This window comes from Phenylobacterium sp. J367 (genome assembly GCF_024699985.1).
Classification (GTDB): domain Bacteria; phylum Pseudomonadota; class Alphaproteobacteria; order Caulobacterales; family Caulobacteraceae; genus Phenylobacterium.
The window spans coordinates 118,787-144,487 of the sequence record NZ_JAJONA010000002.1 but is presented as its reverse complement, the minus strand read 5'-3'; the positions used below and the strand labels follow the sequence as shown (position 1 = coordinate 144,487).

Here is a 25,701-nt window from a genome sequence, read left to right as displayed (position 1 = left end):
TCGACGCGATCATCTACCGGTCGGCCCAGCACCCGGAAGTGAAGAACACCGTCCCCGCTGGCGAGGTTGCGCTCGTGGGCTCCGCACTCCGGCGCGGGCCCGGAGCCCGTAGACGAATAGACGACTGGGGCCGAGCCTGACCTTTCGAGCCCAACCAAGCCCTTGCGTAAGCGATCGTCCCGGTTGCCGACAGCCTTGTAAACACAAGGTGTCGGGCGCGAGCTTTCCGACACAGCCCTTATCTCGACGCCGGCGACTACGACCCCTACGACGTCGATCAGGATTATTGATTGCGGCCCGGCATGCATGAATGCGGCCCCCGCCAGAGCCTGACGAGGGCCGTTTCAGGCTGGCGCTAGGCGGCGATCGACACCTCGGGCGCACAGACGGCGCCGGCGTCCGGCTGGGCCTCGTCCTCCTCGGGATCGGCCTCGGTCTCAGTGTCTTCCGCCGCCTCTACCTCCAGCGGCCGATCCCAGGCCAGCGCGGCCGGGGGCCCACTGACGCTCGGCCGCCGCCTCGCCAACAAAGGCGACCAGGTCGTCCTTCTTCAGCGTCCTGGCCCGGTCATCCTCGGCCTCCATCTCGTCCAGCAGCGCCAGCAGCTGCTTCTTGGAGTGGACGGCGAGATAGCCCGCGTCCGGGGTCCAGTGGGCGGAGATGTCGGCGCCGCAGAGCGCGGCGATCTCAGCGGCCTCGGCGCGGGCCGCGTGGCGGATCATCGAGGTGCGGGCCTCGCGCAGGTTCAGGGACATGGCGGTCAGTTCGGCCAGCAGGGCCATCTTCTCCCCGTGCGCCAGGGTCTCGACCCAGGTGATCGGCCGCAGGCCCGAGGCCTTGTAGGCCGCCCGCCTGGCGTCGAGACGGGCCTTCACCTCGCCGTCCAAGGACGCGATCGGCGGCGTGGAGCCCCGGCTATAGCGCACGCCCTGAGATCTGCAGGGCCGAGGCGTCGAGGCCGCCGGAGGAGTGCAGGGCCAGCTGCTTGAACAGTTGCGCCACCAGCACCGTCAGCGCCGCGGACGGGTCATCCGCCAGGTCGCGGATCAAGCCGCGCGTGGCGACATCGGTGCGGGTCTCGTGAAGGACGTGGCTGGAGCCTTCGACCTCGACATCGGCCTGAGGCACCTCGATGTCGGCCACAGCGCGGCCGTAGCGGCCGCCGACCTCGACCTCGTCCTCCTCGTCCGCCTCATCCTCGATCTCCTCCGGCAGCTCACTGGCCGGCAGCGGGACCGAGTAGAAGCTCGCCGCGATGCCGTAGTCGGACCCCGCCGGCGACAGGATCACCGCGCCGATCTTGCAGCGGCTGAGTGGAGCGCCGGCGACGGCGGCCATGGCGCTGACCAGGGGGCCGAACGCCTGGGCGCCTCGTCCGCCTCAGGATCGATGTCCTGCAGCGCGGAGGACAGCTGGGTGACCCGGTAATGGCCTCGTTCAGCGCCGTGGTCTGCGCCTCGGTCAGGTCCGGGCAAGATAGACATAGGGCAGGCGGGAGAAGCCTTCCGGCGCCCCGAAGTCGCCGTCGTCGCCGAGATAGACGGCCAGGCCCTCGGCCTGCAGGTGCGCCACGATGGGCTGCACGCGGTCGCGCCAGGCCGCCGACAGGATCTCCGGATCGGAGGGCGTCGGGCAGCTCGGCAAACAGGTCCGAGCTCACCCGGCCGCCGGCGGCGACGTAGCGGTCCATGCCCACGAGGGTGAAGCGCGGGTCGTCGACCGTGACCCGGCCGCGGGTCACCAGCCCCTTCAGCTGATAGTCCTGGAAGTAGCCGTCGAGCGCGGTCTGGGCGATCTCCGCCTGCTGCTTCTTGTCGCCGATGCGCGCGAACAGGCGGACCTGCTTCAAGGTCAGCTTGCCCGCCCGCAGGGCCTTCGGAACGTTGGGATGGACGGCCGCCGGGCCTCCAGCCGCTTGATCTCCAGCTCGGCGTAGCCCAGGGCGGCAGCGATGGCCCCCGGTGTCCAGCTTGGTCTTGCGCAGCTTGCCAATCGCGGTGATCGCGTCGGCGATATGGACCGGGGCGTGTTCGGTCGCCGGCAGCATGACGCCGGCCACCTGCTGGGCCTTGGTCTCGGCCACCAGGCAGTCGATCTCATAGTCGTCGGTCAGGTCGCCGCGCTCGCGCAGCAGCAGGAGGCCCAGCCGGCGGCGGCCGTCGAGCGCCATGAAGCGCTGCTCGCCCTTGCGACCCGGGCGCACGATCGGCGGGATCACCACGCCGGCGGCCAGGATGGTTTCGGCCAGCTGGGGCACGCCGTCGTCCGCGGGCTCCTTGAAACGGACGTTCTCGGGCGCGAGGCCGAGGTCGCCGAGGCGGACCTTGATGGAGGTCATCGGGGTCGGCGGCGCGGCCGGGACGGTCTGGGTGTCGGTCATTGGGGTCAGGCTCCAGCACCCGGGCGAGGGACATCCTGCCCTTGGGCGCACCCGCCCCATCCCTTCCTCCCTTCTTTGACCCCTCAGGCCCTGACCGGATCAAGCAAGCCGGCGGCCTCCGCCTCGTTCAATCCCCAAACCCGTCGGGCGGCAGCGCCACGGGCCTTCAGGCCGGCCGCCGCCAGGCCCGCCCGCAGCTGCTCGGCCGAGGCCTCGCCGTCCGTCCCGCGATCGGCGGCGATCAGCACCTCGCGCACGCCCGCTGTGCGGACGCCAGCGGCGCAGGGTTGCGGGTCGACATCAGCGCCCAGGCCGGCGGGCCAAAGCGCGCGCTGGCCGAGGGCGTCGTGAACAGGCCCTCGCCGACGAGCATCTGCGGCGCGGCCGCATCGATCCGGACCGCGCAGCTGGCCGGCGACGGCCCCACGGTCTTGCGCTCAGGCGCAGGTCGATCGCGCGGCGGGCGTTCGGGGCCAGATAGGTGACCTCGACGGCGGTGAAGGCGCCCGTCCTTGTCGCTGATCGCCGCCAGCAGGGCGGGACGGTGATGCCGGCTCTCCGCATAGGCCGAGACGGGCGTCTGGCCGCCGTGGCGCAGCACATCCGGGCCGGGTGAGGGGCCGACTGACGCCGCGCTGAGCGCAGTGGCGCGCCGACAAAGTGCCCGCCAGCGGCCGGCCGGCCTCCCAGATCCGCAAGGCGGCCTGGCGCCGCTCGAGTCCGGTCGCGGCGGCGGCTGCACCCGGCGGGATTGGGCAAGACTGGTCGGCGCATTCTGCGCATCGACCAGGCCCTCGCCGCGCAGGTGGTCGAGCACGTCCTTCCAGTCGCCATCACCGAAGGTGTGGACGATCACCCGCCCTCCCGCAGCAGCAGCGAGACCGAACGGTCGGCGGCGCTATGGCCAGGGGCCGGGATATTCGCCCGCAGGCCGCGATCATAGAGATCGCCGCCCAGGGCCTGGACGATGGGTTTCAAGGACATGGGTCGAACCTCCTTTGGCCCTCAAGGGGTCGCCTCGATGCGCCCTTTCTCCAACCCTACGGCCGCACCGCGGGTCGGCCCACAACGCTGACAGGGGGCGTTGCGGGGACCGCCCCGCTGAGGGGGTAGGCGCTCAAGGCTCACCTTTGCGACTCAGGGGGGCGCTCCCCCATCCTCGCGCACGCCAAACCCACACGCCGATGTTGGCCCACTGCACAGGTCTCAACGAAGACGTTCAAAATTACGACGTCTGCCCGGCAAAACCGGGCGGGCTTTGCGGCTGGCGACCAAGCGGCCCGCGACACAACAGTGCTTTTGTGACAAGTTAAGCACGATTCAAGGGGAGCAGGCTTTGCCGCAGCAGACGATGGCTGACCGCGAGACAGAGATCGACGCGCGCAGCGAAGAGGCCCTGGGTCATCGCGACCAACCCCGACTTCCCGATCCGCGCCCGCAACGTCATTGGTTCCTGGAGCGCGGCGGCTCGATCAGGGAAGTCCGGCTCACAGGATCGAGGAACCGGCGAGTGGAGCGTCTGGCTGCGCCTGGCCGGCCGCTCGGGCGAGCACCGCCTGGCCATGTTCGAGTCCGGACGAGCCCCGCGTCCTATCGCGACGTCGCACGCGCCATCGCCATGTGCCGTGACGACTTCGGCTACTTCGGACCCATCACGCTCTCGACGGACCGACAGCCTGATGGCGCTGCGGAACCCCGCGGGCCAGCCTCGGCATAAAGGCCGCCCCTGGCCCTACGTGAGCCATCGCGCGTAAGCCCGCGCATCGTGCCGGCACTGTCCCGAGGGCCTGAAGCCGAGCGATGAGCTCGAATAGGAACGCCGTCGCTGCCGTGCTCTTGTCATTAATCAGGATGGCGTCGCCGTCGCGCACGAAAAAGCCGTTCGAAGCAAAGCAGCCCATGTCCAGGCTGCTGTCAGCGCCAGCTGCGAGAAGAAGATTCTTCAACGGCTCTCCAAACTCCGGCTTCCCAGTCGCTCTCGAGCGTTGGCGGTCCCGCCAGATCGGCTGGGGGTACCTTGCCCGGTGTTTGCGCGCTCCCATTGATGAAGGGGGCGCTGGTCCGGTGCAGCCTGCGCACGCTAGCCGCCTTCTCGTGCGCCTGCCTGAGGTTGTCGGCGTTGGCCGTCTGCTTAGCTTCGAAGACAGCGTAGACGCTCTCGGCTGGGATGATCGTCACTGCGCCCATCGCGAACACCGGAGGCGTGTAGAGCTCGTCGAAGATCACGACGTCGAGCTGCAGGCTGAACTCGTTGTTGCTATCCGCAATGAACGCCTTGGCGGCGCGATAGCGCCGCGGCAGGTAGGTGTTGAAGAGGTGCAACCAGACGTCCTCGCTGGCGTCGCCCTTTGTCGTCGGATGGGCATACGCCCGCCGCGCCAACTCCAGTTCGGCATGCACCTTCTCATGCACGCCCTCAAAGAGCGTCGGGAGCGACCAGTGCGTCGTACGACGATGTGCTTCCAATAGTGCGTTGCGCGCGCGCGCCCCCGACGCTTATCCGCTCCTTCTCCGCGACGGTCAGATCGTCGGAGATGATGTTGTTTCCGTTGGCGGGATCCCACGATGCGCGCCCGTAGGAATTCATCGCGGAGGAATTCGAATACCTTCGAGAACATTCGCCGCCAGGTCGCCATACGTCGAGAAGACGCCCAACGCGCGGATGACCGTCAGCTCCAGATAGAAGGACGGCCAGTCCAGGCCCAGCTGATCGCGCCAGAGCTTCATGATCCGGATTTCTTCGGTCCGGCCGGAGTGTGCGACGTGAAGCGCATGGGCGGCAACGTTCGTCTTCGTCCAACTGTCAACCTTGCGCCGGTAGAGGCTGTGATCCTCGACAAGCCAGTTCTGGCGCTTCGCGGGCACGAGGTCGACGGACTGGCCGGCGACGTTGATGTTGATCGACACATTCTGCCGGCGCGTCTTGTAACCGGCGGTCTGAAGGGCGCGGTCGAGCGGTGTTGTAGATTTCGCGCAGGCCTTCGACCGCAGTCGACGAGACTGAAAAATGAAGAGGTCGATGTCCGTCCCGCTGGCGTTCGCCGTGCCCTTCGAGAAGGAGCCGCTCGGGACGACGCTGAGGAGATGGCCGTTGGCCCAGGGCGAGATGACGGGCCACAGCGTGGTCTGAACCAGTCGCAGCGTCGACGTCGGCGACGTGTCGACCGCTTCGCGCCGAAGGATGCCCCCGCAGTGGAGGTCCGCCTGGTTCGCTGGCGGGTTGAGCATACGTGCGACGAGCAGTGCGTCAGCCAGCGTCACCGGCTTAGGCGGTTCCAGCATTGCGTTGCGCGCGAGATCACCGAGGAAAGTGCTGCGTGGCCGCGGGTTGTCCAGCAGCGCGTTTGCCAGACCGCCAGGGTTGGCACCCCGGGCCGACCAAGGGAAGGTTGTAGTTGGTCGTCATGTTCACCCCCGCCACAACACGGCGTCTAGCTCGACATGGGATGCGGCAGTCGGAGTTCAAGATGCGGGGGTCGAGTATCTTCGACCCGCTACATATAGGGGCCAGGCATCCCCGGAGCCGGACCGAAGGTCGGCTTCTCGCCACGATCTCAACGTCGGCAACTGGCGCAAGAGCGGGAACTAGAGGATACTCTCAAGTATCAGCGCTTCGCTGCGCTCCAACCTGCGGCTTGCGCCTCCGCCGCGGAACAGAACCAGCGCTCGCCCCGGGCCGTGTCGATGCGGGTGGCCGCATAGTCCTCCTGACCTGGGACGTGGAAGATCCGCCGACCCTTGGCGTTGATATTGCCCTTGATCACGCAGCCGGCCTGAGGCGGCGCGGCCGGCGCCGGTCGCGCTTGCCGCTCATCGGCCCGCCAGGTCGAGGGCGTCTCGAAGCGGCCGGCCCAAAGGCCGCGCCGCGCCCGGCGCGCCTCAGCCTCGGTCGACGCATAGGCGCCGCGGCTGAACTGGGCGTAGTCGACCGCCCACCCGGCCCGAACCATGGCCCCGCCGAGATCGGTCGCGCCGGCTTGGCAGCGTGAGACGGCGCGGCCATACGGGTCACGGTCCCGGATTTCGCAGCGCACGATCCGGCCGCCGATCAAGCCGACGAGTTGGTCGCGGGCGACGTCACCGCAGGCATAACCCTGACCCTTGGCGTTTTGGCAGACCTGCCGGCCCTCGGGTGCATCAACGCCCCACAGCCGGACCCGCTCGGCGCCGATGCTGAAGGTGTCACCATCGACGACCCGGGCCGGCCCGGTGAACTCGGCCGGGGAGGCCGCCGCCAGACCCGCCGCCAGGACTATGACGCCCAAGCGCCGGATCATCGCCGATCCTTGCGCAGGGTCACGATCACCCGGTCGACGAAGACCTCGGCGACCTCGGCCGCATGCAGGATCGCATCGACGTAGTCGCGCTTGATCCGGTCGGCGGCGATCTGGCTCAGCGTCGATAAGGTCATCACCCCGTCGTCGATCCCATGGAAGCCGACGCGGCTGAACCAGCTCCCCATAGGCGCCCTCGCGAACCAGCCGGCGCAGCGGCTCATCAATCTTCCGCCAGATGGGATCATCGACCCCGGGCGCCGCCATGAGGGTCGGCGGCGGTTCGGCCGGCGGGATGTCGCCCTTGGCCTTGAGAACGCGGGCGAAGTTGAGCCGCAGGTCCGGCGCCCCGTTCGGCTCGTATGAGGCCATCCGGCCGAAGTATTTGCAGGGGCTACGGACGTCGGGATCCTCGATGGCGATCGCCAGCATGGCGATGGCGCGGACCCCATGTCGCTTGAGGGCCCAGGCGAAGGTCTGGTCGTTGTTGCGCTCGCGTTCGGGCAACAGCTCGTCGACGGCCGCCGCCACGCGGGCGAGGTCGGCAGGCGTGACGCTGGCCGGATCGGCCACGGAGGCAGGCCCCACTAGCGCGGCGATGCGCGGAGAGACCTGGAAGGCGGCCCTAAGCTCCTGGCGGACCATTTCCGCGGGCGCGGACCCCTCCGAAAAGGCGCTGGAGAAACCGCTTGCTCCCTCCGGAGAGCAAATGGCGCTGGCCTGCCCGCTGTTGCGAGGTTTGCCCGAGGATTTCGTGTCCTGGCCGTGCTCGGCGGACGTAGACCGCCGCTCACCAGATTGATGTCGTGCCGAAGGCGCGTCCTTTCCTCGTACAGAAGAACTGGCGTTCTGATGGGACTGTTCTAGGTGAGTGAATCTTGGCGCCCGGGCGGTATTTCTTTGATTGAAGACGACGGGTTCGGAATAGGCGGCCCTGCGGGCCTGAGCGGCCTCGCGGACGGCGAGATCCGCCGCCTCCAGCTCGTCCAGCCGCGCCACGAGGGGGCGAGGTCATAGGCCTCGACGCCGGCCGGCCGATTGGCGCGGGTGTAGTCGCGCACCATGAAGCCGGCGGCCTCCAGGGCGCGCCTGTGGGCCCGGGCGTTGCTCTCGGTGCATCCCAGATAGTCGGCGATTAGGCTGGTCCCAGGCCACACGGTTGCTACGTCCTGTTCAAGCCGGTCCTGGTTGAGGTGCTCGACATAGAGCAACAGCGTCATCCGCTGCTGCACGGTGAGCGTGGGCGTGCCCTTCAGCACCGCCGCGGCGATCCGCGCCACGGAGACGCCGGGCTGCCAGCGCCAGGCGCGGGCCTGCGCGCAGACCGCGTCAAAGTTAGGGGCGCGCTTGGCGAAACCTGGTCGCCAGTCGTCGCCGGATAAGGCCGTTCGCATACCGTCCCTTCCTGGCTGGGACGAGGCCGATTCACGGGCGCGAAACCGGCAGGCAAAAGACCATAGGTCTTCTGTTCGAGGCCTTGACGACGCAAAATGCGCCGCTTAGGCTTACTCGATCAAATCAAGCCGCTACCACACGGCGCCTGCGATTTCCGAGAGCCTCCCGCGCCAACGGGGGCTCTCGCCGTTTAGGGGTCTCGTCTAGGTCAAGATGAAGTCCTCTGGGGCGACCGAGCGCGCGCGGAGGGTCCGCGACGCGACTCAGTCGACGGTAGCGTTCAGTGAGTCTGACGAATCCTGAAGGCTTGGAATTGCACCCTTTTGGGCAAAAAGGGCCGATTCGGGCGGTTGACGTCGTTCGGGAAACGAGGTCCGCCAAGCTGCGACTCAGCTTGCTAGGGATTGTGGTTGCGCGCACCCAACCACGCCACCCCTAGCGAAGGTCCGGACGAGGCGCGGTTACGACGTGGCAGGCTGCGCCTTGCGCCAAGCCTGGAAGCCTTTGTCCGCATCGATGAAGGCCGCGAGGATGTGGGGCACCAGCTGCTCGAGCTCGAGGGTCTGGTCATTGGCTTGGGCGAAGGCCCGCTGATAGTCGGCCAGGTCCACGGCGAGCTTGCCCTTCAGCTTCAAGCGCAGATCGGTCGTCTTCTCCTCGAGATCGATCTTGCCCAGGGCGAGGGCGGTCTTGGCGGGGCGCGTCATGGGCGTTTCCTCGAGTGGCCTGGAGGAAGCGGTCGATCGCTGTGAAAGCGAAGTCCGTGAGCTTGAGGTTGAGGGCATCGGTCTGTCGCCGGATCCGCACGCACAGGGGGCTTGGACAACCGCACCGAGACGCGGTCCTTAGCGCCGCGCACGGCCGGGAAGGTCACCACCTCGCCGCCGTCGAGCGCCTCGACCAGCTCGCGGAAGGCGCGTTCGTAGATCAGCCGAACACTGCCCCGTGGGTTCTTGCGGGTGTTCAGGCGCTCGGCCGTTTTGAGCATCGCCTTGTGGAGGCCTTCCGGCAGGAAGAGGCCGAGTTTTTCTGCAGATGGGGTCACGCGAAACACTCATGCTTACGGGTACGGGGCGAGGATCATGTCCTTGCTGACGAGCACGCGGACCGGCCAGCCGGCGCGCACGCGCAAGGTGGGCTGACGATTGAGATCGCGGCCGGTGATCTGCTGGCCAACCTGCTGGGCGGCGTTGGAAACGCCGCTGCCGGCCGAGTTGACGACGATGGCCCCGGAGCTGCGGCTGCTGGCGTCCTGGGCGGCGGCCGCCCCGACGCTGAACAGGGTCGAGAGGATCACCCCACGGGCCAGCTGGCCAAAGTGGCCGTCGGTCTTGTCCTGAACCCCCGCCGCACCGGACAGGTCCGCGCCCGCCATCGACCCGATGTTGATCGAGCGGCCGTCGGGCATGATGATCCGGTTCCAGGCGATCAGGGCCCGGTTCTGACCGTAGGCGATCTGGCTGTCGTATTGCCCGATGAGCCTCGACCCCTGCGGGATCAGCACGGTCCGCCCGGTCTTGTGGTCGTAGACCGGCTCGGTGACCTGGGCGATCACCTGGCCAGGTAGATCGGAGTTGATCGCCGTCACGAGGGCGGCCGAGATGATGCTGCCGGCCTTCACTTCCCAGGGGCTGAGCGCCGGCTGCAGTGGATTGGTCAGGTAGTCGTCCGTCCGGGCGTTGGCGGCGAATTGGCGTTTCGCCGCCTGGCCGTTGGCGGGCTGCACCTCGGCGACCGCCGGCTCTCCCGCGGCCGCAGCGGACGTCGCGATCGGGCCAGCGAGCGCGGCAAGATCGCCAGCCGGGCGCCGGCGGCGGTGCACCGAAGAAGGGGCTGGAGGACCGCGCGGCAAGCGCCTGTTCTCGCGCGGCCTGGACAGCAGGATCGACCTGGCCAGGCGGCGTAGGTGGCGGCGTCGTCCCCGCCGGCAAAGAGCCCGGCGCGCCTTCCGGCGGCGGCAGGGCGGCGGTCCCGGGCAGGGCCTGAGCCTGCAGCGCCGGATCGGCGTAGCCCGCCGCATATTTGGTGGAGATAGCGGGCGTCTGAACCTGGCCGGTATCGGCGGCGTCGGACAGCGCTTCCGGTCGCGCCTGGGGCGCATGGGCGCCGCCAAAGCCAAGATAGAACCCCAGGGCGACGATCCCGGCGAGCCCCGTGGCGCTGGCGATCAGGTACTTGCGGTTCCAGCGCGTCACCGGGTTGCGGGGGGCGGCGAGGACACTCTCCGGCGCCGCCTTGCGCGGCTGCGGCGCCAAGGCCGGATCAGGCGGAAGCTGGGTCACGATCCACCCCGTTCGCCGGTGCGGGTGATGCGCACGACGGTCTGCTTGCGCTCGCCAAGCCTCAGCTCGGCGACGTCGATCAGCCGGTCCACGACATAGTAGCCGCCGAGGTAGCGGTAGTTGACGAGCTGGGCCTGCTTGTCGGGGCCGATCAGGAAGAGCGGCGGCGCCCTCGGTCGTGGCCATGTCGCGCGGAAACTGGATGTAGGTCTTCAGGCCATCGTCGAAGACGCGAACCGGCTGCCAGCGCGGGGCCCGAAGACCACTGGCCTTGATGCGGTAGCCGAAGTGCAGGGAATCCACGGCCAAGCCCGACGCGGCGATCCCTCGGCTCTCTGCCGCCTGGGCGGCCTGCGCCTCGCGGGCTTCGTCTTGCGGATAGTTCCAGGCGACGACGCTGGTGTAGGTATCGCCCTCGTGACTGACGGCCTCGAGCAGATAGGTCCGCTGATCGGTCGTCAGGATGATGTTGGTGCGCAAGGACCCGCGGATCGGCTTGACCATCACGATGACCTGTTGGGTCGCGCCGGATCCCTGAACGGTCTCCCCGAGCACCCAACGGACGGTGTCGCCCGCCGCTTTGGAAACGAGCTTTTCCCCCGGGCGCAGCGAGATCGCGGTCAGGAATCGCGGGCTGGTGTTGACCGTGTAGAGCCGGCCCGGTTCGAAGTCGTAGTAGAGCGCGGCGTTCACATAGGAGCCTGCCCTCGGGTAATCGCGCGCGCTGCTGTTGGCCGACTGGACCGTCGTCAGGGCTGTTGGCCGCGCATAGGTGCGGGGCGGCGACCGACGTTGCGGGGCCGGCCGGGCGGTCGATGAGGGCGCCCACTCGGCGAGGGTGACCGGCGCTTGAGCCACGGGCCGGGCAGGCGCTGTCGTCCCCGAGCGGGGGGCGATGGTCTGCGCCGCCGACGGGCTCGCGGACGCCGCCAGCAACACCAACAAGCCGGCCGCAGCGCCCATGGAAAGCCGTCTAGGGGACAAGGCGCTCATAGCTCACGACTCCATTGAAACTCGGTGATGTAGATCCCCAGCGGGTTGGCCCTCAGCTCGGCCTCGTTCTTCGGCGCCACGACCTTGGTCGTGAACAGGCCGGTCCAGGCCTCCGTCACGCCGGAGGTCCCGGCGTTGAACTGCGTCTCGCGCCATTGGACCTGGTAGGTGTGCGCGCTGCGCGGCAGGACCGACACGATCTCGACGTTCACCGCCTGGGTTCCGGCGTTGGCGAAGGGGTCGTTGGCCTTGGCGAAGGCGTTCAGCTGTCCGATCGCAGGGCCGGAGACGAAGTGATAGGCCGCCGTCCAGTTGTCCCGGATGACGATGGGGTCGATGCTCTTCGAGCGGGTCCGCCGGACCCAGTCCGCGAGGAAGTAGCCGGTCTCGGCCGTCGTGGGCTCATAGGTCCGGCCGGCCATCTCGATGCGACCGGGCCGAGCGTAGCGGTCGATTGGCACGACATAGGTGGCGATGTTGGTGTTGTTGGCCTCATAGATGAAACCGCCGAGCGCCAGCGCCGCGAGGCCAAGCCCACCAAAGGCCGCCATCCGCCAATTCTTGGCCTGCACCACGGCCGAGCCGATCCGCGTGTCCCACTCCCGCGAGGCGCGCAAGTACGGGCTCTCGACCGGCGCGGAGCTGCCATAGCGATCATTGGGTCGTTTGAAGGGGTTCATCGGCGCACTCTCGACTGGGCTCACTCTTCGGGATCGTCATCGCGGCGGGTCGGGGTGGCGCTGAGGCCAGGGCCACTACCGTCACCGCCGGCGGTCGCCGCGGCGGCGCTGTCCCGAGCCACACCCGAAAGCCCGCCCCCCGGCGCGCCTCAGCCCGCGACACGACGGACGATCCGGAGGATGGAGACGCCTGCGGCGGCGGAGGGGGTGGGGAGGTGCCTCGCCGTCAGACGCGTTGCGAGATGAGAACAGACGGCTCCCGGCGGCGCGTCCCTCGGCCGCCATGGTCGAGACTGGAGCTCTGGCGAAGTCGGCCGCCATGGCGCTGCCTGAGCCGCCGGTCGGACGAGACCCGCCGGAATTGAGGCTTCCCGAGGCTGCGCGGGCGGCGGCGATCTTCTCGCCTCCAGCGGCCCAGCCACCCGCCACAGCGCCACCGGCAGCGCGGGCAGCGAGACCCACACCGGCCGCGCCAGCGGCGACGCCTGCCGCACCCATAAGGCGCCACCCGTGTTCAGTTGCGGTCCGCCGGAGATCATCGCGCCTGCAATTGCCGGCACCTTCAGCGAAAGCATCATGAGAAAAATCGCCGACAAAAGGAGGCCGGCTTCCTCCGCCACCGTCGGCTGGGGCGACAGGGTATAGGTCTCAAAGATGTTGATCCCGACCCCCGCGATCACCGCGAGGGCCATGAACTTGAACCCCACAGAAACGACGTACCCGATGGCCTTCTCAGCCAAGAAGGAGGTCTGCGAAAGCACTCCAAACGGGACCACGACGAAGGCGATCAGGGTGACTATGTAGAACTCGATGATCGTGACAGCGATCTCGATCGCCAGGATGATGAAGGCTAAGAGGATGCCGATCGCGGCAACCGCCGCGACGATGATCATGTCGATGTGCATGAGCGCACCGAAGCCGGCGTTCTGCTGGGCGAGGTCGCCAATGTGCTTGATGAGGTCGATTACGACTGGAGAGCCCTGCTTCGACCGCCTTGGTCGGGGCCCGCGTGAAATCACCAATCGATCCGCCGCCGCTCGCCTGAAGGCCCAGCTTCGCAAAGCCGTTGATGACGGTAAGTGTGAGGGAGTGCCAGTTTGTGACGAGCCAAGCGAAAAACCCGATCAGGAGGATCTTCCTGACGAGGGCAGCCATGATGTTCTGGGTCTCATCGATCGCCCAGAGAATGGCCGATATCGTGATGCTGATGACGACCAGCGTCGCGAGTACGCCCTGCACGGGGCCGGCGATAGCACCGAACCCACTGCCAACTTGGCCAGTGAACGCACTGATGAATTGATCAAGAGCAGCGGGATCTGCGGTCGCCACGGGAATCCTCGGCGCACTGCCAGCCTAGAGGCTGTCTTTGTCGGGAAGGCTGCTGCCCTTCTTTTTGAAGTACAGCGGTGAGCAGGGATCGTTGCGGTCACGGTTGTTTACGTCCGGACACGGTTTCACCTTGGCCGGAGGGTCTGTCTGGCTCTGCTCTGAGGCGGGTTTTCCGCAGCCGGCGAGGCCAATTGCGACGAGGCAGCTGATGGCGAATAACGACCGCATCATTGGAAGTCCGAGATATTAGGCAGCCGGCTGCCGGTCTTGTGTAGGCGGTCGCCCGCTCCGTCTCGGCCCTAGCTGCGATGGCCCCCGCCTGCTGCTGCGCCAGGATCGTTTCCTGCGTTCGCGCTTGCGCGATCAGAATTGTCTGCAGGCCTTGGAGCTGACTGCTCAGCGCAGCGAGCAGCTGATTGGTCGCCTGGATCGCCGCTGTCTGCCCAGCAGCCCCTTGAGATGCGGACACTGCGCTGTTCACCGCGCCGGCTGTCGTCCCCTGGGATCTCACCAGCTGGTTCTGCACGGCCATCGAGTCCTGAAGGGGTCAACCGGCTGTTGGCCTCCCAGCTCGCCAGCCGCTGCTGGATCTGAGCGAAACTCTGACCGGACATGCTGGCCGGATAGAACTGCTGAAACTGCCCGGCGATATTCTGGCTGTTGTAGCCGATCGCCTGGGCCTGCTGCATGAGCTGGGTCGCCTGTGCGTTGATCTGGGCCAACGGCTGGGTGACGTCCGTCCCCAGCCTTTGCAGCATCGCCATCTGGTTGGTGACTTGCGCCTGCAACTGCTGGATCTGGGCCACGCCCTGTCGCACTTGCTGGATCGCCTGCGCCACAGCGCGCGGATCGAAAACGATCTGCTGAGCGGCTGCCGATTGTGGCGGCATGGGCCCCAGCCCCAGGGACATCGCGACGATCGCCGCCCCGGCCAAAGCTGCTTACGCATCTGGAGAGTCCTTGTGACTGGCGGAGTGGGGAGATGGGAGCAGGTCGTCGCTGGCCGCCTGGACGAACAGGGGTTCAGAGACCGCGCGAAAGGCGACGGCGGCGCCGAACAACGCAAAGCCCGCCAGCATGACGAAGAAGTTGTGGTGGTAGGTGGTGCCGAAGACCGCGAGGAAGCCGGGCGCGGCCAAGGCCAGGAACAGGATTCGACGGCGACGGCGGGTGGAGGTCCAAACGCCCGGAAGGTGACGGTTCAGCCAAGCCAGACGCGCGAAGTCGCGCGGGCTCATAGCCGGACGAGAAGCTGCAAAGGACACATCGAGCGCCCCCCATCACGCCACCCTCGGGAAGGCGGCGCGCCGCTGGTCGCCGAGATAGCGGGCGACGTCGGCCTGGCCTTTGGCGGCGAAGAACCGCTCGGCAAATTCCCCACGATCATGGTCGGCGAGAAGCTGGCTGATGAGTTGTTGATCGCCGGGCGAGGACGAACCCACGGCCGCGAGGGACAAACCACCCAAGCCCAGCTCGAAGAGCCGGTTCCCGGACGTGGACTGGTAGTAGTATTCGCGCTTGGGGGTGGCGGTGGCGATGATCCGCACCTGCTGCGGGTTCAAGCCGAAGTCCTGATAGAGCGCGGCGATCTGCGGCGTCTGGGCGTCGGGATTGGGCAGGAAGATGCGGGTCGGGCAGCTCTCGATCAGCGCTGGCGCGATCGACGAGCGCGCGACGTCCGCCAGGCTCTGGGTGGCGAACACCACGGCGACATTGAACTTCCGCAGGGTCTTGAGCCATTCGCGGATCTTGGCCGCGAAGGCCCTGGTCGAGAAACAGCCAAGCCTCATCGAGCACCAACAACGTCGGCCGGCCATCGAAGCGCCGCTCGAGACTGCGGAAGATGTAGGTGAGCACCGGGGCCAGCGCCGACTTGCTGGCCATCAGTTCGGCCATCTCGAAGGTCTGCCAGGCGGCCGGCTTCAGGGCGTTCTGACTGGCGTCGAGCAGATGGCCGTAAGGGCCGCTCAGCGTGTAGGGGGCGAGCGCCGCCTTGACGGCCTGATCCTGGATGGTTGCGGCCAGGAGGGTGAGGTGCGCTGGTCCCGCGGCCCTTCGGCGAGATTGCGCAGGCCACTCCAGATCTCGTCCTTGACCGGCGGGGTGATCGGCACGCCTTCGGCGGCGACGATGTCCTGCACCCATTCCTGCGCCCAGGCCCGGTCATCTGGGGCGTCGATCGCCGCGAGCGGCTGGAAGGCCAGCTCGCTCTGGTCGCCGCCGAGCACATAGAATTGCCCGTCGACCAACAGCGTCGAGGCCCGCGAGCTCGCGCCCTTGTCGAAATAGAAGACCTGAGCCTCAGGGTAGCGCAGCCACTGCATGGCCAGGGTGTTGAGCAGGACCGATTTCCCGGCCCCGGTCGGCCCGACGATCATCGTGTGGCCGACATCGCCCTGGTGCAGGTCAAACCGAAAGGGCGTGGTGCCGGCCAGGCGGGTGACCAGCAGCGCCGGCTGAAGCCCAGGGTAACCGCGCTTCTGACACTCCGCCGACAGGTGGGCGTTGATGGTCGGACCGGGCCAGATGGCCGACATCGGCATCATGTCGCAAAGGTTCAGCGACGACACCAATGGCCGCCGCAGGTCGGCATAGGCCTGGCCGGGGAGGCTGCCGATCCACGCCTCAACGGCATTGACGTCTTCGACCTTGCAGACGAAGCCCGCCCGATTGATGGCGCCCTCGACCTCGCGGACCCGGTTGGCGAGTCGGTCGGGATCGGCGTCCATCAGGGTGACGGTCGGCGTGAAGTAGCCGATGGAGGCGTAGTCGCCGCCCAGGATCGCCAGGGCTGCATCGGCGTCGACTGCCTTGGCCGCCGCGTCCGGATCCTCCAGGAGCGAGGGCTCGCGGGTGATGGCCTCCTTCAGGAGCGCCATCACGCCCTTGCGCTTGGCGAACCAGCGCTTTCGGACCGTGGTCACCGCCTTGCGAGCATCTTCCTTGTCCAGCGGCAGATACCGGCAGACCCAGCGATAGCTAATGCCCAGCTCATTGAGCCGGTCGAGCAGGCCGGGACACGAGGTCGGGTAGGGCCCTCACCGAAATGGTGCGCAGGTATTGCCCACCGAGCCGGGGCAGCAGGCCGCCCTGGAAATCGTCGTCGGTCAGGAAGGCGTCGAGATAAGCCGGCGTCTCGGGCGTGGCGACCGGGTGCCGCTTCGTCGAGATGCAGCTATGCAGATAGGTGAGGGTCTCGTCGTCGGTCAGTTCGCTGACCTCGGGCATGATCGCGGTCAGGATGTCGGCGATCTGGTGGACGGTGCTCAGAAAGTCGCTCAGGGCGGCCCGGTACATGCCCTCGGCGCCGCGACCCGACGGGGCGTTTTCGAGCAGAAGGCTTTCAGCCGTCGAGATCGCCTCCTCGGGCGGCAGATAGGTGAAAGTGAGGAAGTAGCGGCTCTCGAAGTGACGCTCCTGCGCCTCGAAGCCCTCGCGGCGTTCCTCATCGACAAGGTCCGAGACCGGGTCGGGAAATTGGCTCGTGGGGTAGGTCTGCGACGGGGATCGGACGGCCTCGATGTGTAAGCACCAGCGTGAACCGAGCCGCCGAAGCGCGTTGTTCAACTGGGCGCGGGTGGCGACCAAGCCTGCGTCTGTGGCGCTGGCCAGGTCCGGGCCCCGAAACGCCAGGGTCTTTTGAAAGCTGCCGTCCTTATTGAGCACCAGGCCGGGCCCGATCAGGGCGACCCAGGGGAGATGATCGAACAGGCGATCAGCCCTCGGCCGGTACTCACGCAAATACAGCACGGCGGACCTCTATGAGACCGGAAAAGGGGGAAGGGTGAAGCCGCGCGCGCACGTCAGGCGTCCAGGTAGGGCTTCTGGCGAATGTGTCGGCCGAGCGCGTCGAAGAAGTAGGGATCGCGCTTGTTCAGCCAGTAGCAGGCCCCATGGATGGCCAAGCCGACCGGGATGCCGATCAAGGGGACCTGCAGGCCCAGCGCCAGGACGGCTGTCAGCGTCCCGTTGAGCACCGCGATCATCCGGGGCACGCCCGCGATGGTCACCGGCTCCGACAGCGAGCTGTGAAAGGCGATCTCGAAGCCTTCGACGTCGGACCGGGCCATCTCAGAACGCGCCCCGGCGGTCATGTTGAAGAAGGTCGAGATGAAGGTCGTGGCGGTGAAAGCGATCGCCAGACCGAAGACGATGCCGATCCCCTTGCGCATGGCCGAGCCGCCTTCCGCAAAGGCGAAGCCGAGCCCTGTCAGGACGATGGCGATGATGCCGACCGCCTTGGCGACGGGCCCCGACAGGGACTGCATGATCGTGTCGAGCGGACCTTCCCACGGCATGGCGGTGCCGGCGCCGGCGGCCCACGCCGGGCTAACCGCGAGGAAGAAGGCTGCGCCGGCGACGAGGGCCAGGGCGGTCGATGCACGCCCCCGAACTTGGCTTGAACCGGCATTTTTCATCACAGCTGACCCCTTGATTGCGTCCGCCCGCCTTCACCGGGCATCACAACCCTGAGGTCGCGGATAGGGCGAGGTCAAGGGCATTATTGGATAAAAAAGTGCGATTCGTTCTTTTTCTATAGTAAAGCTACGCGCCTATTGGGCGAGCTTCTAGTCGCACTTGAGCAGCCTGATTCAAGCAGGCATGCGCGCGCATTTCCCCCGAAAGCCGGTAAGGTTTCGGCCCGAGAAGGGGCGACTTTGGGGCAAACGCCCGAGTTCTGTGGGCTGTTGATTCGCGCCTATGGCGCAGAAGCCGCCTTGGCCACTAGGGGGCGCGACGCTCTTGCGGGACTTCAAGGTGAAGCACGCGACCCTCGCATGCGTGCGTTGCAAATCCCTTCGCTAGTGACGGCGAAGCGCACGCTTGGCAGGCGCAGGCCTAGGCTCCTTGCCTCCGGTCAGATCCGTCAGGACTCGGGCAGTCGGGCCGATCGTCGCCCGCGCAGCAGTGGGAGAGGTGCCGCAGGTGTCGGCCATCGCCTGCATCTCGGCGATGCGCGCGTCGAGATCGGCCACGTGCTGATCGGCGATGACCTTGACCTCGCGGCTCGGGCGGCCTCGGTCGCGCCACGGGACAGGAGCTGGGTGATCTCTTCCATCGAAAAGCCCAGGCTGCGGGCGCGCTTTGAACCGCAGCTCGTTGATCTGCCGCTCGCCGTACTCCCGGTAGTTGGCATCCGTCCGGCTCGCCGGCTGAACCAGACCGATCTCGTCGTAGTAACGGATCATCTTGGTGGTGACGCCTGAGGCCTTCGACGCCTGACCGATGTTCATGGAAGCCTCCTAGACCGCCGCGGCGCGGAAGCGCCGCAGGCGAAGAGCGTTGGTGAGCACGCTGACGCTGGACAGCGCCATGGCGCCTGCGGCGATCATCGGCGACAGCAGAAGGCCGAACACCGGATAGAGCAGCCCCGCCGCGACCGGGATCAGCACGATGTTGTAGTCAAACGCCCAGACGAGGTTCTCGCGGATGTTGCGTAGGACCGCCCGGCTCAGGGTGATCGCCGCCAGACGCGGCGGTCGCCAACGGCAGCATCAGCAGCACCGTCCCGGCGAGGATCGCCGCCAGGAACGCCAGCGGGACCGCCCGCGTCGGATGGAGAACGACCTGCTTCCACCGCACCTTTGTGGCTCGCGCTCCTGTAGTATCGTGGCCCATGCGCCAAGAACGTCCTAAGCTGAGACTACTCGCCCGCGCCGTCGCTGAGGTGAACGGCCAGACCTTCGAGATCGATGTCGTCGATAGCCACTATTTCCTAGTGGCCCAAGCCCGGGCAGCCGGGAAGACGATCCTTAATGTTCGGCTCTCGACCAGCGCCGCACCGCAGATTCTTCCCTCTCAGCTCGCTGGCGATCCGATGGAACGCGCGGAAAGCCTCGTGAAGATCGTTCGCAGCATCTTGGTGGGCAGCAGCCGACGCTCAAAGTCCAGCTCGGGGCTTTGCGCCCAGGTTGGATCTAGCGGCATGCGCCGTCACCGCTCTGGCAGACCAACCGCGCTTATTGTCGGTGCGCTGAATTGCTGAGATTCCAGAGCGTTGGTTTTGCTCACTCTCTATATCTCCGACGCTGAGATTCTCACTACAGCGACCGCCCAAGCTCTCGCGTGCATAGTGACCAAGACCCGTGATCGCGGTGCTGTTCACCGACGCGAGCACGCGACCTGATGGGCTGGGCCTTGCACGCCTCGTTCACGAGCGCTGGCCCAACACCCGAATTCTCTTCGCCTCCGTGCAAGTCAGGGCCCTAGTTGAGCATGGAAGTGATCACAGCGGCGGCCGTGACTCCCACGACCACGAGCCACGGCGGCACCTTCCAGGCGATGAGCGCGACGAAACCCGCCGCCGCGATCACGAAATCCGCAGGGCCGGTGACGGCGCTGGTGAACACGGGATCGTAGAGCGCCCCCGTCAGGATCCCGACGACTGCCGCGTTGGCTCCCCGGAGCGCCGATTGAGCGGCCGGAACCAGGCACAGCGCGTCCCGTTCGATCACCTGATGTATTGCTCAGTTAGACCGACCGCCACACTCGTTCTGGAACGCGCTCACGGCCGCGCAGGCGGTCACCCCTGACGGCCAGTGCAACGCCGGAGGACCACGCGCCGCGCGTCGGGCCACTTCCATGCGTTTCGGGGGGATTGCTTCAACGCCCGCGGCCATGCTGCCTTCACCCTCGTCGGCGCGTGGGTGAACGCCAAGCTTTAAGGCAGTTTTAGAACCGGGCGGCGGGGCTCTTAATTCGCCCCTAAAGATGCAGCCGCAGGGTGGCGGCGGACGCAGAAGGCAAGGAACAAGGCGGCATGCGCCTGCTGGTGATCGAGGACGAGCCCCGCATGCGGGAGCTGATCGCCGGCGGCCTTGAGCGCGCCGGCTTCGTCGTCGACACTGTGCCAACGCTCGGCGACGCCGAGGCCACCTTGCGGGCGACGCCCTATGACGCCGCCGTGCTCGACCTCGGACTGCCGGACGGGGACGGCCTCGCCCTGCTGGAGACGTTAAGGCAGCGGCCCAAGCGGCCGCCAGTCCTCGTGCTGACGGCGCGGGACAGCGTCGAAGACCGGGTGAACGGCCTCGACGCCGGCGCCGACGACTATCTGGTCAAGCCGTTCGCCATGGCCGAGCTGGTGGCGCGGCTCAAGGCGCTGCTGCGCCCCCCGGCGGGGCCTCGGCGTCCGGCTAGAGGCTGGCAACCTCTCGCTCGACACCATCGGCCGCGATGTTCGCGTCGGCGAGCATGTGCTTCCCTTGCCGCGGCAGGAGCTCGCCATTCTTGAGCACCTGATGCGGCGCCTCGGCCGGGTAGTCCCGAAGGTGGTTCTCGAAGAGAAGCTGTACGGCATGGGCGAGGAGCTCGGCTCGAACGCCATCCCCGTGCACGTGCACCACCTCCGCCGCAAGCTGGCGGACGCCAACGCGACCTGTGCGATCCATACAGTCCGTGGGATCGGCTACTTCCTGCAGGAAGGGCGCCTGACATGCGCGCATCCTGGCGTAAGTCGCTCGAGGGGCGTCTGGTCCTTCGCCTGGCCGCCGTGCTGCTTGCGACCCTCGCCGTCGGCCTTCTAGCCGTGGTTATCGCCAGCTATAAGGCGGCGGAGGAACTCTCGAACGAGGCCCTAGCTCACGAGTTCGTCGCCGAGGTGCTTGGCGACGGCGCCTGGTTCTTCCCGGTCTTCGCGGTCTTGGTGCTTGCGGTGGCGGCCTGGACCATTCGGACTGCGTTGAAGCCGGTCCACGCCGCGTCCGAACAAGCGGCGTCGATCGCTCCGGGGGTGAATGGCGTGCGCCTTCCGACGGACGATCTTCCCTCCGAGCTCGCGCCGCTGGTCGCGGCGATCAACGGCGCCCTGGAGCGGCTGGAGCACGGCTTCGAGGTCCAGCGCCAGTTCACGGCCGACGCCGCCCATGAGCTTCGCACGCCGCTTGCCATCCTCACCGCCGCCCTGGACGATCTGCAGGACACTCCCGAGGTCGCGCGGCTGCGGCTTGACGCCCAGCGCATGAACCGGATCGTGGCGCAGCTTCTCGGCATCGCTCGCCTGGACGGCCCGCCAATGGTTCGCCGACCCCTGGACCTGCGGGGGACCGCCGCGCATGTGGTCGAGCACCTGGCGCCCTGGGCCTCTGCGGCCGGCCGCAGCCTGGCCTTCGAGGCACCCGACGAGCCTGTCTGGGTCCAGGGGAACCACGACGCCCTCGCCGACGCGCTGCGCAACCTCGTCGAGAACGCCATCGGTCACACTCCGCCCGATACGGAGGTCGTCGTCCGCGTCGAAACCGACGGCGCCGTTTCGGTCGCGGACGCCGGGCCGGGCGTGGCGCCAGAGCACCGCGAGATGGTGTTTGACCGCTTCTGGCGCGCACCCTCGCAACGCGCGGGCAGCTCCGGCGCGGGGCTGGGGCTGGCGATCGTGGCGGAGATCGCGCGAGCGCACGACGGCTCGATCACCGTGAGCGAGGCTTGCGGAGGCGGCGCGCTTTTTCCGGCTCTGCCTGCCAGCCATCGCGCCGCCGGAGAACGCCAAAGCTCAGGGTTAGCCGAACCCGACGCCACACGGCCGCCAAGGGAGACCGGAGCAGTCGGCTCCTGGCCATCACGGGATTCGCTCTGCCGCGCCCAGCCGCTCAGCGGGAGGGCGCGGAATGCTCGCGCCCAGGCCCCCGCTTACGCCGATGCCCGACGGAAGGCCTCGTTGGCGTTCCGCCAGGAGAACGCCTTCATGAACGCCTCCACGTAGGCCGCGGCCTTGGGCGCCATAATCCATGTGATAGGCGTGCTCATACATGTCGAGCGCCAACAGCGGGGCGCCGTCGGCGAGCGTCATGGTGTGGTCGGCGGCCCAGGTGTTGACCAGCCGCCCGTCGCGGCGGCTCCAGGCGAGCAGCACCCAGCCGGAGCCGCCGCCGAGCGCCTTGCCCATGCCCGAGAACTCGGCCGCCCAACGGTCGTGGCTGCCGAAATCGCGTTCAATGGCCTGCGCGAGCGCCGCGTTCGGCCGCTCCGCCGGCCCGAAGCCCGCGAAATAGACCTCGTGCAGAATCATGGAGTTCCAGGCGATCAGCTCCTCACGCTTCAGCCCGTTAACCCGGAAACCCGGCGCCGTCGCCGGATCCAGGCTCGCGAACTCGGCGGCGATCACGCCCAGGCGGGTCAGGCGCCTGTGTAGTTGTTGTCGTAATGGCTGCGGAGCAGCTTCTCCGAGAGCCCGGGCACGGCGGTCGGATCGAATACGAGGGGTTTGGGCTGCGGCTTGGGCGGCGCGGCCGCGGCGCTGGCGGCGCTCATGCCCGCCGCCAGAAAGCGCCGGCGCCCAGTAGGGCGCGGCGGTCCGGGGTGATGTCCGACATCCTGAATTCCTCCTCGATGGATTAATGAGTGTTGGGGTTCTCATGCGTAGGGCCTCCTGTTTACTGCCGGAGGGGAACTGGTGGTCAGCCACAGGTTCAGGCCGACGTCTGGAGCGGCCGGAGTCAGGCCGACGTGGACGCCGGTCCGAAGGTCGAAACCTCCCAGGTCGTAGATCAAGCCTGCGCCGGCCCTCACGTCGGGCCGACCGCGATTGGAATCCTTGCCGAACAGCTCGACTCCGAGCCGCTGATCACCGTGAGGAAACTCGCTCAGCGCGCTCGCACGCCATCCCGACTCCGCCGGGCCGGCGCGCGGGTCGTGGAAGCCGCCCGCATTGAGGTGCAGCTCGTAGCCATCCATCCGCAACGTCGCGAGCAGCGTGGTCTCCACGCCCACGCCGCTGGTCGAGCGGCTGACCGGCGCCAGCGCCAGGATCTCCACGCCGATGCTGAGCCTGGCAGACACCGGCGCCGCCCATTTCGCCCCCAAGCGCTCCGTCCTTCAGCCCCTCGCCGCGTGGCGAGTACTCAAGCTCGGAGATCAGCTCGAACCCATTCGGTAGGCCGAGATTGGCCTGCAGCAGCGGACTGAGCACCTCAGTGCGACCCGAGTCGCGTTCGACCTCGCCGAGACCCAGGCGCAGCTCAACCTCGTGCGGATCAGCCGTTCCGGCGTCCGTCGAGCGGTACGGCGGGGAACGCGTACGCGTTCGCGGGCGCGCCGGCGACAGCCGTCATGAGCGCGACGCACGCCCGCACAAGAAGGACCGAGGTTGGGCTCGTCATGCGCCGACACCCCCCACACGCTCGGGCGGCGCCGCCAGCAGCACGGCAGAAGGCGCTAGTAGCTGATCCAACCCGCCAGACCCGCCGCCAGAACGATCACCACAACGTTGAGCTTGCTCTTCCACAAATAGAGGACGGCCAAAGGCGCCGGCGAAGATCGCCGCGGCCGGCCAGAGCGAAGGAACGCGCCCGGCCGTCGCTTGCGCCAGTTGCAGCGTCGTGGCCGCGATAAGCCCCACGACGCCGGCGGCCACCCCTTCCAAGAGAGCGTGCAGCGCCTTCACCTCGAGCACGGCTTCGAGCCGATCGTACAGCACGAGGGAGAAGGCGAAGGCAGGAAGGAAGATGCCGACGGTCATCGCGACGGCCCCGAGGGGGCCTCCGGCCACGTAGCCCACGAATGTGGAGAAGATGATCAGCGGCGCCGGAAGCACGCCCGAGAGCGCCAGCCCGTCGAGGAACTGGCCGTCGCTCATCCAGCCGCGCCCGACCGCATCGTTGCGCAGGAACGGGATCGCCGTATAGGCGCCCGCCGAAGGTCAGCAAGCCGGCCTTCAGCCCCGACAGGAACAGAAGCAGCGGCCCGGCGCGCGCCTGGTCTGCGAGTCCCGCAACTGTCGCGCCGGGCTGGGCCGCGGGAGCCCACACCACGACGGCGGCTGCGGCCGCGATGGCGACGCCAGCGACGATGACCCCCAGCCACCGGCGGCCTGAGGCGGCCAGGGCATAGATGACGCCAGCTGCGGGCAGGGTGATCCAGAAGCTCGCGCCAAGAAGGGCGGCGAGGCCACAGCCGATGGCCAGGGCCCATAACCAACGGTCGACGAGGATGTGCTCGCCGATGCGATGGACGGCGCGGACGATCAGGGCGATCACGGCTACCTGCACGCCGAGGAAGGCGGCGCCGAGCCGGACCCGGCGAGGTCGATGGCGAAGTAAAGCCACGACAGCGCCAGCATGAGCAGGAAGCCAGGCAGCATGAAGCCGAGCCCTGCCAGCATGCCGCCGAGCCGGCCCTTGGCGCGCATGCCGAGATGGACGCACAGCTCGTGCGCCTCTGGTCCCGGCAAGACCTGCATCACCGCGAGCAGCCGGTTGAACCGATCGCTGGAGATCCAGCGCTCCTCTTCGACCAGTTCCTTCCGCAACATCGCGATCTGGGCGACAGGGCCGCCCCAGGCCATCAGGCCGAAACGCAGGAAGCGCAGAAAAAGCTGAGAATAGGTCAGCGCCGGCGGCTGCGGCTCGGCCGCCGACGGGGCGTCGCTCACCACTGTCGCAGTCATGCGCCCGCCCCTGCGAAAACGACTGGGATTCTGACAGGCGGTCCGCCCGGCTCGAAAGAATAGGTAAAAGACTGTCCGACCATCCGCGCACGCTCCAAACGCCCGGGCACGAGGCCTGGGGGAGCGGGTCTTGGACGGACATCCGTCTATGGGCGGGGCGCCCGCATGGCCCGCGCAGGGAGGTGTATCATCGCGGGCGGTCCGATTGAAGTCTTGCCACACGCATGTCCTCCGGCCTGGGCTCCATGCCTTGACCGAGTAGGGGGCCGCTCGGCCATTCCCGACCCAGGGGCGTGGCCTCCCGCAGCGGCGGGGGCGGCGAATCTCACAGACCTGACCACGTAAGCCCTTCCAGCAACTCCCGAACGAGCGGCTCGGGCGAACCTCGCAATGCATCAATTGCGCCTACCGCCACTACGCCTCCGGCGTTCATCACCGCGATGCGGTCGCCCAGAGCCACCGCCTCGCGGATGTCATGGGTCACGTAGACCGCCGTCATCCGGCGTTGGGCGAACAGACCCTTCAACAGGCCCAGCAGCTCTCGCCTGAGGCGGAGGTCGAGGTTCGATAGCGGTTCATCCAACAGCACCGCGGCCGGTTCCGTGACGAGCGCGCGCGCGATCGCAACCCGCTGGCGTTCCCCGCCGGAGAGCTCGCCCGGGTGCGCCGCGGCGCGCTCCTGGAGCTCCACCTGCTCGAGCATCCGGATGATCCGCTCCTCCTGATCCCGCTTGGGCACGCCTACCGAGCTCAGCACGAAGCGCAGGTGGGCTTCGACCGACAGGTGCGGCCATAGCGCGAGGTCCTGGAACACCATCGCCAGGCGCCGGCGCTCAGGGGGCACGAGGACCTGTCCGTCCGCGCTCAGGCGCGTCGCGCCGGCCCAGACCGTCCCTCGCGTCGGCGCATCCAGTCCGAGCGCCACGCGAAGGAGGCTGGTCTTGCCGCAGCCGGAGGGTCCCAGGACGGCCACGACCTCTCCGGACTC

Annotated in this window: 31 protein-coding genes and 6 pseudogenes; 4 read left to right on the top strand and 33 right to left on the bottom strand. The window is 67.7% G+C overall.

Annotated elements, in window-relative coordinates; all coding sequences use genetic code 11:
• Positions 1 to 437: 437 nt before the first annotated feature.
• From LRS04_RS26485 to LRS04_RS26355, 26 genes and pseudogenes are all read right to left on the bottom strand, one after another.
• Positions 438 to 926, bottom strand: a complete 489-nt coding sequence (locus LRS04_RS26485) for a hypothetical protein (protein WP_257819419.1) — start codon at positions 924 to 926, stop codon at positions 438 to 440.
• On the bottom strand, positions 916 to 1,290 hold the full coding sequence (locus tag LRS04_RS26480) for a hypothetical protein (RefSeq protein ID WP_257819418.1): 375 nt from the start codon (positions 1,288 to 1,290) through the stop codon (positions 916 to 918). The genes LRS04_RS26485 and LRS04_RS26480 overlap by 11 nt, the downstream gene beginning before the upstream one ends.
• The gene (locus LRS04_RS26475; RefSeq protein ID WP_257819417.1) at positions 1,217 to 2,380 is read right to left on the bottom strand and encodes a ParB N-terminal domain-containing protein; all 1,164 of its coding nucleotides are present in this window, start codon (positions 2,378 to 2,380) and stop codon (positions 1,217 to 1,219) included. Before LRS04_RS26475 ends, LRS04_RS26480 begins: the two co-directional genes overlap by 74 nt.
• 83 nt (positions 2,381 to 2,463) lie before the next feature.
• Positions 2,464 to 2,637, bottom strand: coding sequence for a hypothetical protein (locus LRS04_RS26470; RefSeq protein WP_257819416.1), 174 nt, complete (start codon positions 2,635 to 2,637; stop codon positions 2,464 to 2,466).
• The gene (locus tag LRS04_RS26465) at positions 2,622 to 3,236 is read right to left on the bottom strand and encodes a hypothetical protein (RefSeq protein WP_257819415.1); all 615 of its coding nucleotides are present in this window, start codon (positions 3,234 to 3,236) and stop codon (positions 2,622 to 2,624) included. The genes LRS04_RS26470 and LRS04_RS26465 overlap by 16 nt, the downstream gene beginning before the upstream one ends.
• On the bottom strand, positions 3,233 to 3,364 hold the full coding sequence (locus LRS04_RS26460; protein ID WP_257819413.1) for a hypothetical protein: 132 nt from the start codon (positions 3,362 to 3,364) through the stop codon (positions 3,233 to 3,235). Before LRS04_RS26460 ends, LRS04_RS26465 begins: the two co-directional genes overlap by 4 nt.
• Before the next feature lie 930 nt (positions 3,365 to 4,294).
• The gene (locus LRS04_RS26455) at positions 4,295 to 4,792 is read right to left on the bottom strand and encodes a DUF6602 domain-containing protein (protein WP_257819412.1); all 498 of its coding nucleotides are present in this window, start codon (positions 4,790 to 4,792) and stop codon (positions 4,295 to 4,297) included.
• 171 nt (positions 4,793 to 4,963) lie between these two features.
• Positions 4,964 to 5,662, bottom strand: coding sequence for a hypothetical protein (locus LRS04_RS26450; protein ID WP_257819411.1), 699 nt, complete (start codon positions 5,660 to 5,662; stop codon positions 4,964 to 4,966).
• 323 nt (positions 5,663 to 5,985) lie between these two features.
• A complete protein-coding gene (locus LRS04_RS26445) occupies positions 5,986 to 6,657 on the bottom strand; it encodes a thermonuclease family protein (RefSeq protein WP_257819410.1) in 672 nt (223 codons plus the stop codon).
• Complete coding sequence (locus tag LRS04_RS26440) at positions 6,654 to 6,878, bottom strand: hypothetical protein (RefSeq protein ID WP_257819409.1); 225 nt, start codon at positions 6,876 to 6,878, stop codon at positions 6,654 to 6,656. The genes LRS04_RS26445 and LRS04_RS26440 overlap by 4 nt, the downstream gene beginning before the upstream one ends.
• A gap of 639 nt (positions 6,879 to 7,517) precedes the next feature.
• The gene (locus LRS04_RS26435; protein ID WP_257819289.1) at positions 7,518 to 8,048 is read right to left on the bottom strand and encodes a hypothetical protein; all 531 of its coding nucleotides are present in this window, start codon (positions 8,046 to 8,048) and stop codon (positions 7,518 to 7,520) included.
• Between the two features lie 462 nt (positions 8,049 to 8,510).
• Positions 8,511 to 8,756 (bottom strand): DUF2274 domain-containing protein, encoded by a 246-nt coding sequence (locus LRS04_RS26430; RefSeq protein WP_257819288.1) that lies wholly within the window; start codon positions 8,754 to 8,756, stop codon positions 8,511 to 8,513.
• Positions 8,753 to 9,103, bottom strand: coding sequence for a hypothetical protein (locus tag LRS04_RS26425; protein WP_257819408.1), 351 nt, complete (start codon positions 9,101 to 9,103; stop codon positions 8,753 to 8,755). The genes LRS04_RS26430 and LRS04_RS26425 overlap by 4 nt, the downstream gene beginning before the upstream one ends.
• A 6-nt stretch (positions 9,104 to 9,109) precedes the next feature.
• Complete coding sequence (locus LRS04_RS26420) at positions 9,110 to 9,775, bottom strand: TrbI/VirB10 family protein (protein ID WP_257819407.1); 666 nt, start codon at positions 9,773 to 9,775, stop codon at positions 9,110 to 9,112.
• A 552-nt stretch (positions 9,776 to 10,327) separates the two neighbouring features.
• A complete protein-coding gene (locus tag LRS04_RS26415; protein WP_257819426.1) occupies positions 10,328 to 10,483 on the bottom strand; it encodes a TrbG/VirB9 family P-type conjugative transfer protein in 156 nt (51 codons plus the stop codon).
• Positions 10,484 to 10,577: 94 nt separating this feature from the next.
• Positions 10,578 to 11,294: pseudogene (locus LRS04_RS26410) on the bottom strand (TrbG/VirB9 family P-type conjugative transfer protein); the annotation flags it as partial.
• Between the two features lie 26 nt (positions 11,295 to 11,320).
• Positions 11,321 to 12,004, bottom strand: coding sequence for a conjugal transfer protein TrbF (gene trbF / locus LRS04_RS26405; protein WP_257819284.1), 684 nt, complete (start codon positions 12,002 to 12,004; stop codon positions 11,321 to 11,323).
• Between the two features lie 149 nt (positions 12,005 to 12,153).
• Positions 12,154 to 13,023 carry a type IV secretion system protein gene (locus LRS04_RS26400; RefSeq protein WP_257819406.1) on the bottom strand — a complete coding sequence of 290 codons (870 nt, stop codon included), beginning with the start codon at positions 13,021 to 13,023 and terminating at the stop codon, positions 12,154 to 12,156.
• Between the two features lie 58 nt (positions 13,024 to 13,081).
• Positions 13,082 to 13,159: pseudogene (locus LRS04_RS28640) on the bottom strand (hypothetical protein); the annotation flags it as partial.
• A 473-nt stretch (positions 13,160 to 13,632) separates the two neighbouring features.
• On the bottom strand, positions 13,633 to 14,223 hold the full coding sequence (locus tag LRS04_RS26395; RefSeq protein WP_257819405.1) for a hypothetical protein: 591 nt from the start codon (positions 14,221 to 14,223) through the stop codon (positions 13,633 to 13,635).
• Positions 14,224 to 14,274: 51 nt separating this feature from the next.
• Positions 14,275 to 14,571 carry a hypothetical protein gene (locus tag LRS04_RS26390; protein WP_257819281.1) on the bottom strand — a complete coding sequence of 99 codons (297 nt, stop codon included), beginning with the start codon at positions 14,569 to 14,571 and terminating at the stop codon, positions 14,275 to 14,277.
• 42 nt (positions 14,572 to 14,613) lie between these two features.
• Positions 14,614 to 17,083: pseudogene (gene trbE / locus LRS04_RS28635) on the bottom strand (conjugal transfer protein TrbE).
• A 53-nt stretch (positions 17,084 to 17,136) separates the two neighbouring features.
• Positions 17,137 to 17,751 carry a TrbC/VirB2 family protein gene (locus LRS04_RS26370; RefSeq protein ID WP_257819401.1) on the bottom strand — a complete coding sequence of 205 codons (615 nt, stop codon included), beginning with the start codon at positions 17,749 to 17,751 and terminating at the stop codon, positions 17,137 to 17,139.
• A gap of 384 nt (positions 17,752 to 18,135) precedes the next feature.
• Positions 18,136 to 18,567: pseudogene (gene cueR / locus LRS04_RS26365) on the bottom strand (Cu(I)-responsive transcriptional regulator).
• A 9-nt stretch (positions 18,568 to 18,576) separates the two neighbouring features.
• Positions 18,577 to 18,798: pseudogene (locus tag LRS04_RS26360) on the bottom strand (hypothetical protein); the annotation flags it as partial.
• Positions 18,737 to 18,916, bottom strand: coding sequence for a hypothetical protein (locus LRS04_RS26355; protein ID WP_257819400.1), 180 nt, complete (start codon positions 18,914 to 18,916; stop codon positions 18,737 to 18,739). The pseudogene LRS04_RS26360 and the gene LRS04_RS26355, both read right to left, overlap by 62 nt.
• Positions 18,917 to 19,001: 85 nt before the next feature.
• Here LRS04_RS26355 and LRS04_RS26350 point away from each other — a divergent pair, with 85 nt between their 5' ends.
• Positions 19,002 to 19,319: a hypothetical protein gene (locus LRS04_RS26350; protein ID WP_257819399.1), complete on the top strand. Its 318-nt coding sequence runs from the start codon at positions 19,002 to 19,004 to the stop codon at positions 19,317 to 19,319.
• Positions 19,320 to 19,539: 220 nt separating this feature from the next.
• Here the strand turns inward: LRS04_RS26350 and LRS04_RS26345 are convergent, their stop codons facing one another.
• Positions 19,540 to 19,788: a chromate transporter gene (locus tag LRS04_RS26345; protein ID WP_257819398.1), complete on the bottom strand. Its 249-nt coding sequence runs from the start codon at positions 19,786 to 19,788 to the stop codon at positions 19,540 to 19,542.
• Positions 19,789 to 20,057: 269 nt separating this feature from the next.
• On the opposite strand from LRS04_RS26345, the gene LRS04_RS26340 reads away from it, so the two are divergent.
• From LRS04_RS26340 to LRS04_RS26330, 3 genes and pseudogenes are all read left to right on the top strand, one after another.
• Positions 20,058 to 20,567: a response regulator transcription factor gene (locus LRS04_RS26340; RefSeq protein WP_257819397.1), complete on the top strand. Its 510-nt coding sequence runs from the start codon at positions 20,058 to 20,060 to the stop codon at positions 20,565 to 20,567.
• A gap of 7 nt (positions 20,568 to 20,574) precedes the next feature.
• Positions 20,575 to 20,859: a winged helix-turn-helix domain-containing protein gene (locus LRS04_RS26335; RefSeq protein ID WP_257819396.1), complete on the top strand. Its 285-nt coding sequence runs from the start codon at positions 20,575 to 20,577 to the stop codon at positions 20,857 to 20,859.
• Positions 20,769 to 21,761, top strand: a pseudogene (locus tag LRS04_RS26330) (sensor histidine kinase); the annotation flags it as partial. The gene LRS04_RS26335 and the pseudogene LRS04_RS26330, both read left to right, overlap by 91 nt.
• Before the next feature lie 126 nt (positions 21,762 to 21,887).
• Here the strand turns inward: LRS04_RS26330 and LRS04_RS26325 are convergent.
• The 6 genes from LRS04_RS26325 to LRS04_RS26305 all read right to left on the bottom strand — a co-directional run bounded on the left by LRS04_RS26325 (position 21,888) and on the right by LRS04_RS26305 (position 25,686).
• Positions 21,888 to 22,433: a superoxide dismutase gene (locus LRS04_RS26325; RefSeq protein WP_257819395.1), complete on the bottom strand. Its 546-nt coding sequence runs from the start codon at positions 22,431 to 22,433 to the stop codon at positions 21,888 to 21,890.
• Between the two features lie 11 nt (positions 22,434 to 22,444).
• Positions 22,445 to 22,579: a hypothetical protein gene (locus LRS04_RS26320; RefSeq protein ID WP_257819394.1), complete on the bottom strand. Its 135-nt coding sequence runs from the start codon at positions 22,577 to 22,579 to the stop codon at positions 22,445 to 22,447.
• Positions 22,580 to 22,681: 102 nt separating this feature from the next.
• The gene (locus tag LRS04_RS26315) at positions 22,682 to 23,107 is read right to left on the bottom strand and encodes a hypothetical protein (protein ID WP_257819393.1); all 426 of its coding nucleotides are present in this window, start codon (positions 23,105 to 23,107) and stop codon (positions 22,682 to 22,684) included.
• A 316-nt stretch (positions 23,108 to 23,423) separates the two neighbouring features.
• On the bottom strand, positions 23,424 to 23,903 hold the full coding sequence (locus tag LRS04_RS27410; protein ID WP_308238536.1) for a chromate transporter: 480 nt from the start codon (positions 23,901 to 23,903) through the stop codon (positions 23,424 to 23,426).
• Positions 23,904 to 24,305: 402 nt separating this feature from the next.
• On the bottom strand, positions 24,306 to 24,698 hold the full coding sequence (locus tag LRS04_RS27405) for a chromate transporter (protein ID WP_308238534.1): 393 nt from the start codon (positions 24,696 to 24,698) through the stop codon (positions 24,306 to 24,308).
• 340 nt (positions 24,699 to 25,038) lie between these two features.
• Positions 25,039 to 25,686 carry an ABC transporter ATP-binding protein gene (locus LRS04_RS26305; RefSeq protein ID WP_257819392.1) on the bottom strand — a complete coding sequence of 216 codons (648 nt, stop codon included), beginning with the start codon at positions 25,684 to 25,686 and terminating at the stop codon, positions 25,039 to 25,041.
• Positions 25,687 to 25,701: the final 15 nt, after the last annotated feature.

Excerpts from the sequence above, each read along its gene's own strand:
- LRS04_RS26370 (WP_257819401.1), bottom strand. The coding sequence starts at position 17,751 with ATGAAAAATGCCGGTTCAAGCCAAGTTCGGGGGCGTGCATCGACCGCC.
- trbF (WP_257819284.1), bottom strand. The coding sequence starts at position 12,004 with ATGAACCCCTTCAAACGACCCAATGATCGCTATGGCAGCTCCGCGCCG.
- LRS04_RS26440 (WP_257819409.1), bottom strand. The coding sequence starts at position 6,878 with ATGAGCCGCTGCGCCGGCTGGTTCGCGAGGGCGCCTATGGGGAGCTGG.
- LRS04_RS26395 (WP_257819405.1), bottom strand. The coding sequence starts at position 14,223 with ATGCCGCCACAATCGGCAGCCGCTCAGCAGATCGTTTTCGATCCGCGC.
- LRS04_RS26435 (WP_257819289.1), bottom strand. The coding sequence starts at position 8,048 with ATGCGAACGGCCTTATCCGGCGACGACTGGCGACCAGGTTTCGCCAAG.
- LRS04_RS26335 (WP_257819396.1), top strand. The coding sequence starts at position 20,575 with ATGCGGCGCCTCGGCCGGGTAGTCCCGAAGGTGGTTCTCGAAGAGAAG.
- LRS04_RS27410 (WP_308238536.1), bottom strand. The coding sequence starts at position 23,903 with ATGAGCGACGGCCAGTTCCTCGACGGGCTGGCGCTCTCGGGCGTGCTT.
- LRS04_RS26390 (WP_257819281.1), bottom strand. The coding sequence starts at position 14,571 with ATGAGCCCGCGCGACTTCGCGCGTCTGGCTTGGCTGAACCGTCACCTT.
- LRS04_RS26475 (WP_257819417.1), bottom strand. The coding sequence starts at position 2,380 with ATGACCGACACCCAGACCGTCCCGGCCGCGCCGCCGACCCCGATGACC.
- LRS04_RS26450 (WP_257819411.1), bottom strand. The coding sequence starts at position 5,662 with ATGCTGGAACCGCCTAAGCCGGTGACGCTGGCTGACGCACTGCTCGTC.
- LRS04_RS26445 (WP_257819410.1), bottom strand. The coding sequence starts at position 6,657 with ATGATCCGGCGCTTGGGCGTCATAGTCCTGGCGGCGGGTCTGGCGGCG.
- LRS04_RS26430 (WP_257819288.1), bottom strand. The coding sequence starts at position 8,756 with ATGACGCGCCCCGCCAAGACCGCCCTCGCCCTGGGCAAGATCGATCTC.
- LRS04_RS26460 (WP_257819413.1), bottom strand. The coding sequence starts at position 3,364 with ATGTCCTTGAAACCCATCGTCCAGGCCCTGGGCGGCGATCTCTATGAT.
- LRS04_RS26320 (WP_257819394.1), bottom strand. The coding sequence starts at position 22,579 with ATGAGCGCCGCCAGCGCCGCGGCCGCGCCGCCCAAGCCGCAGCCCAAA.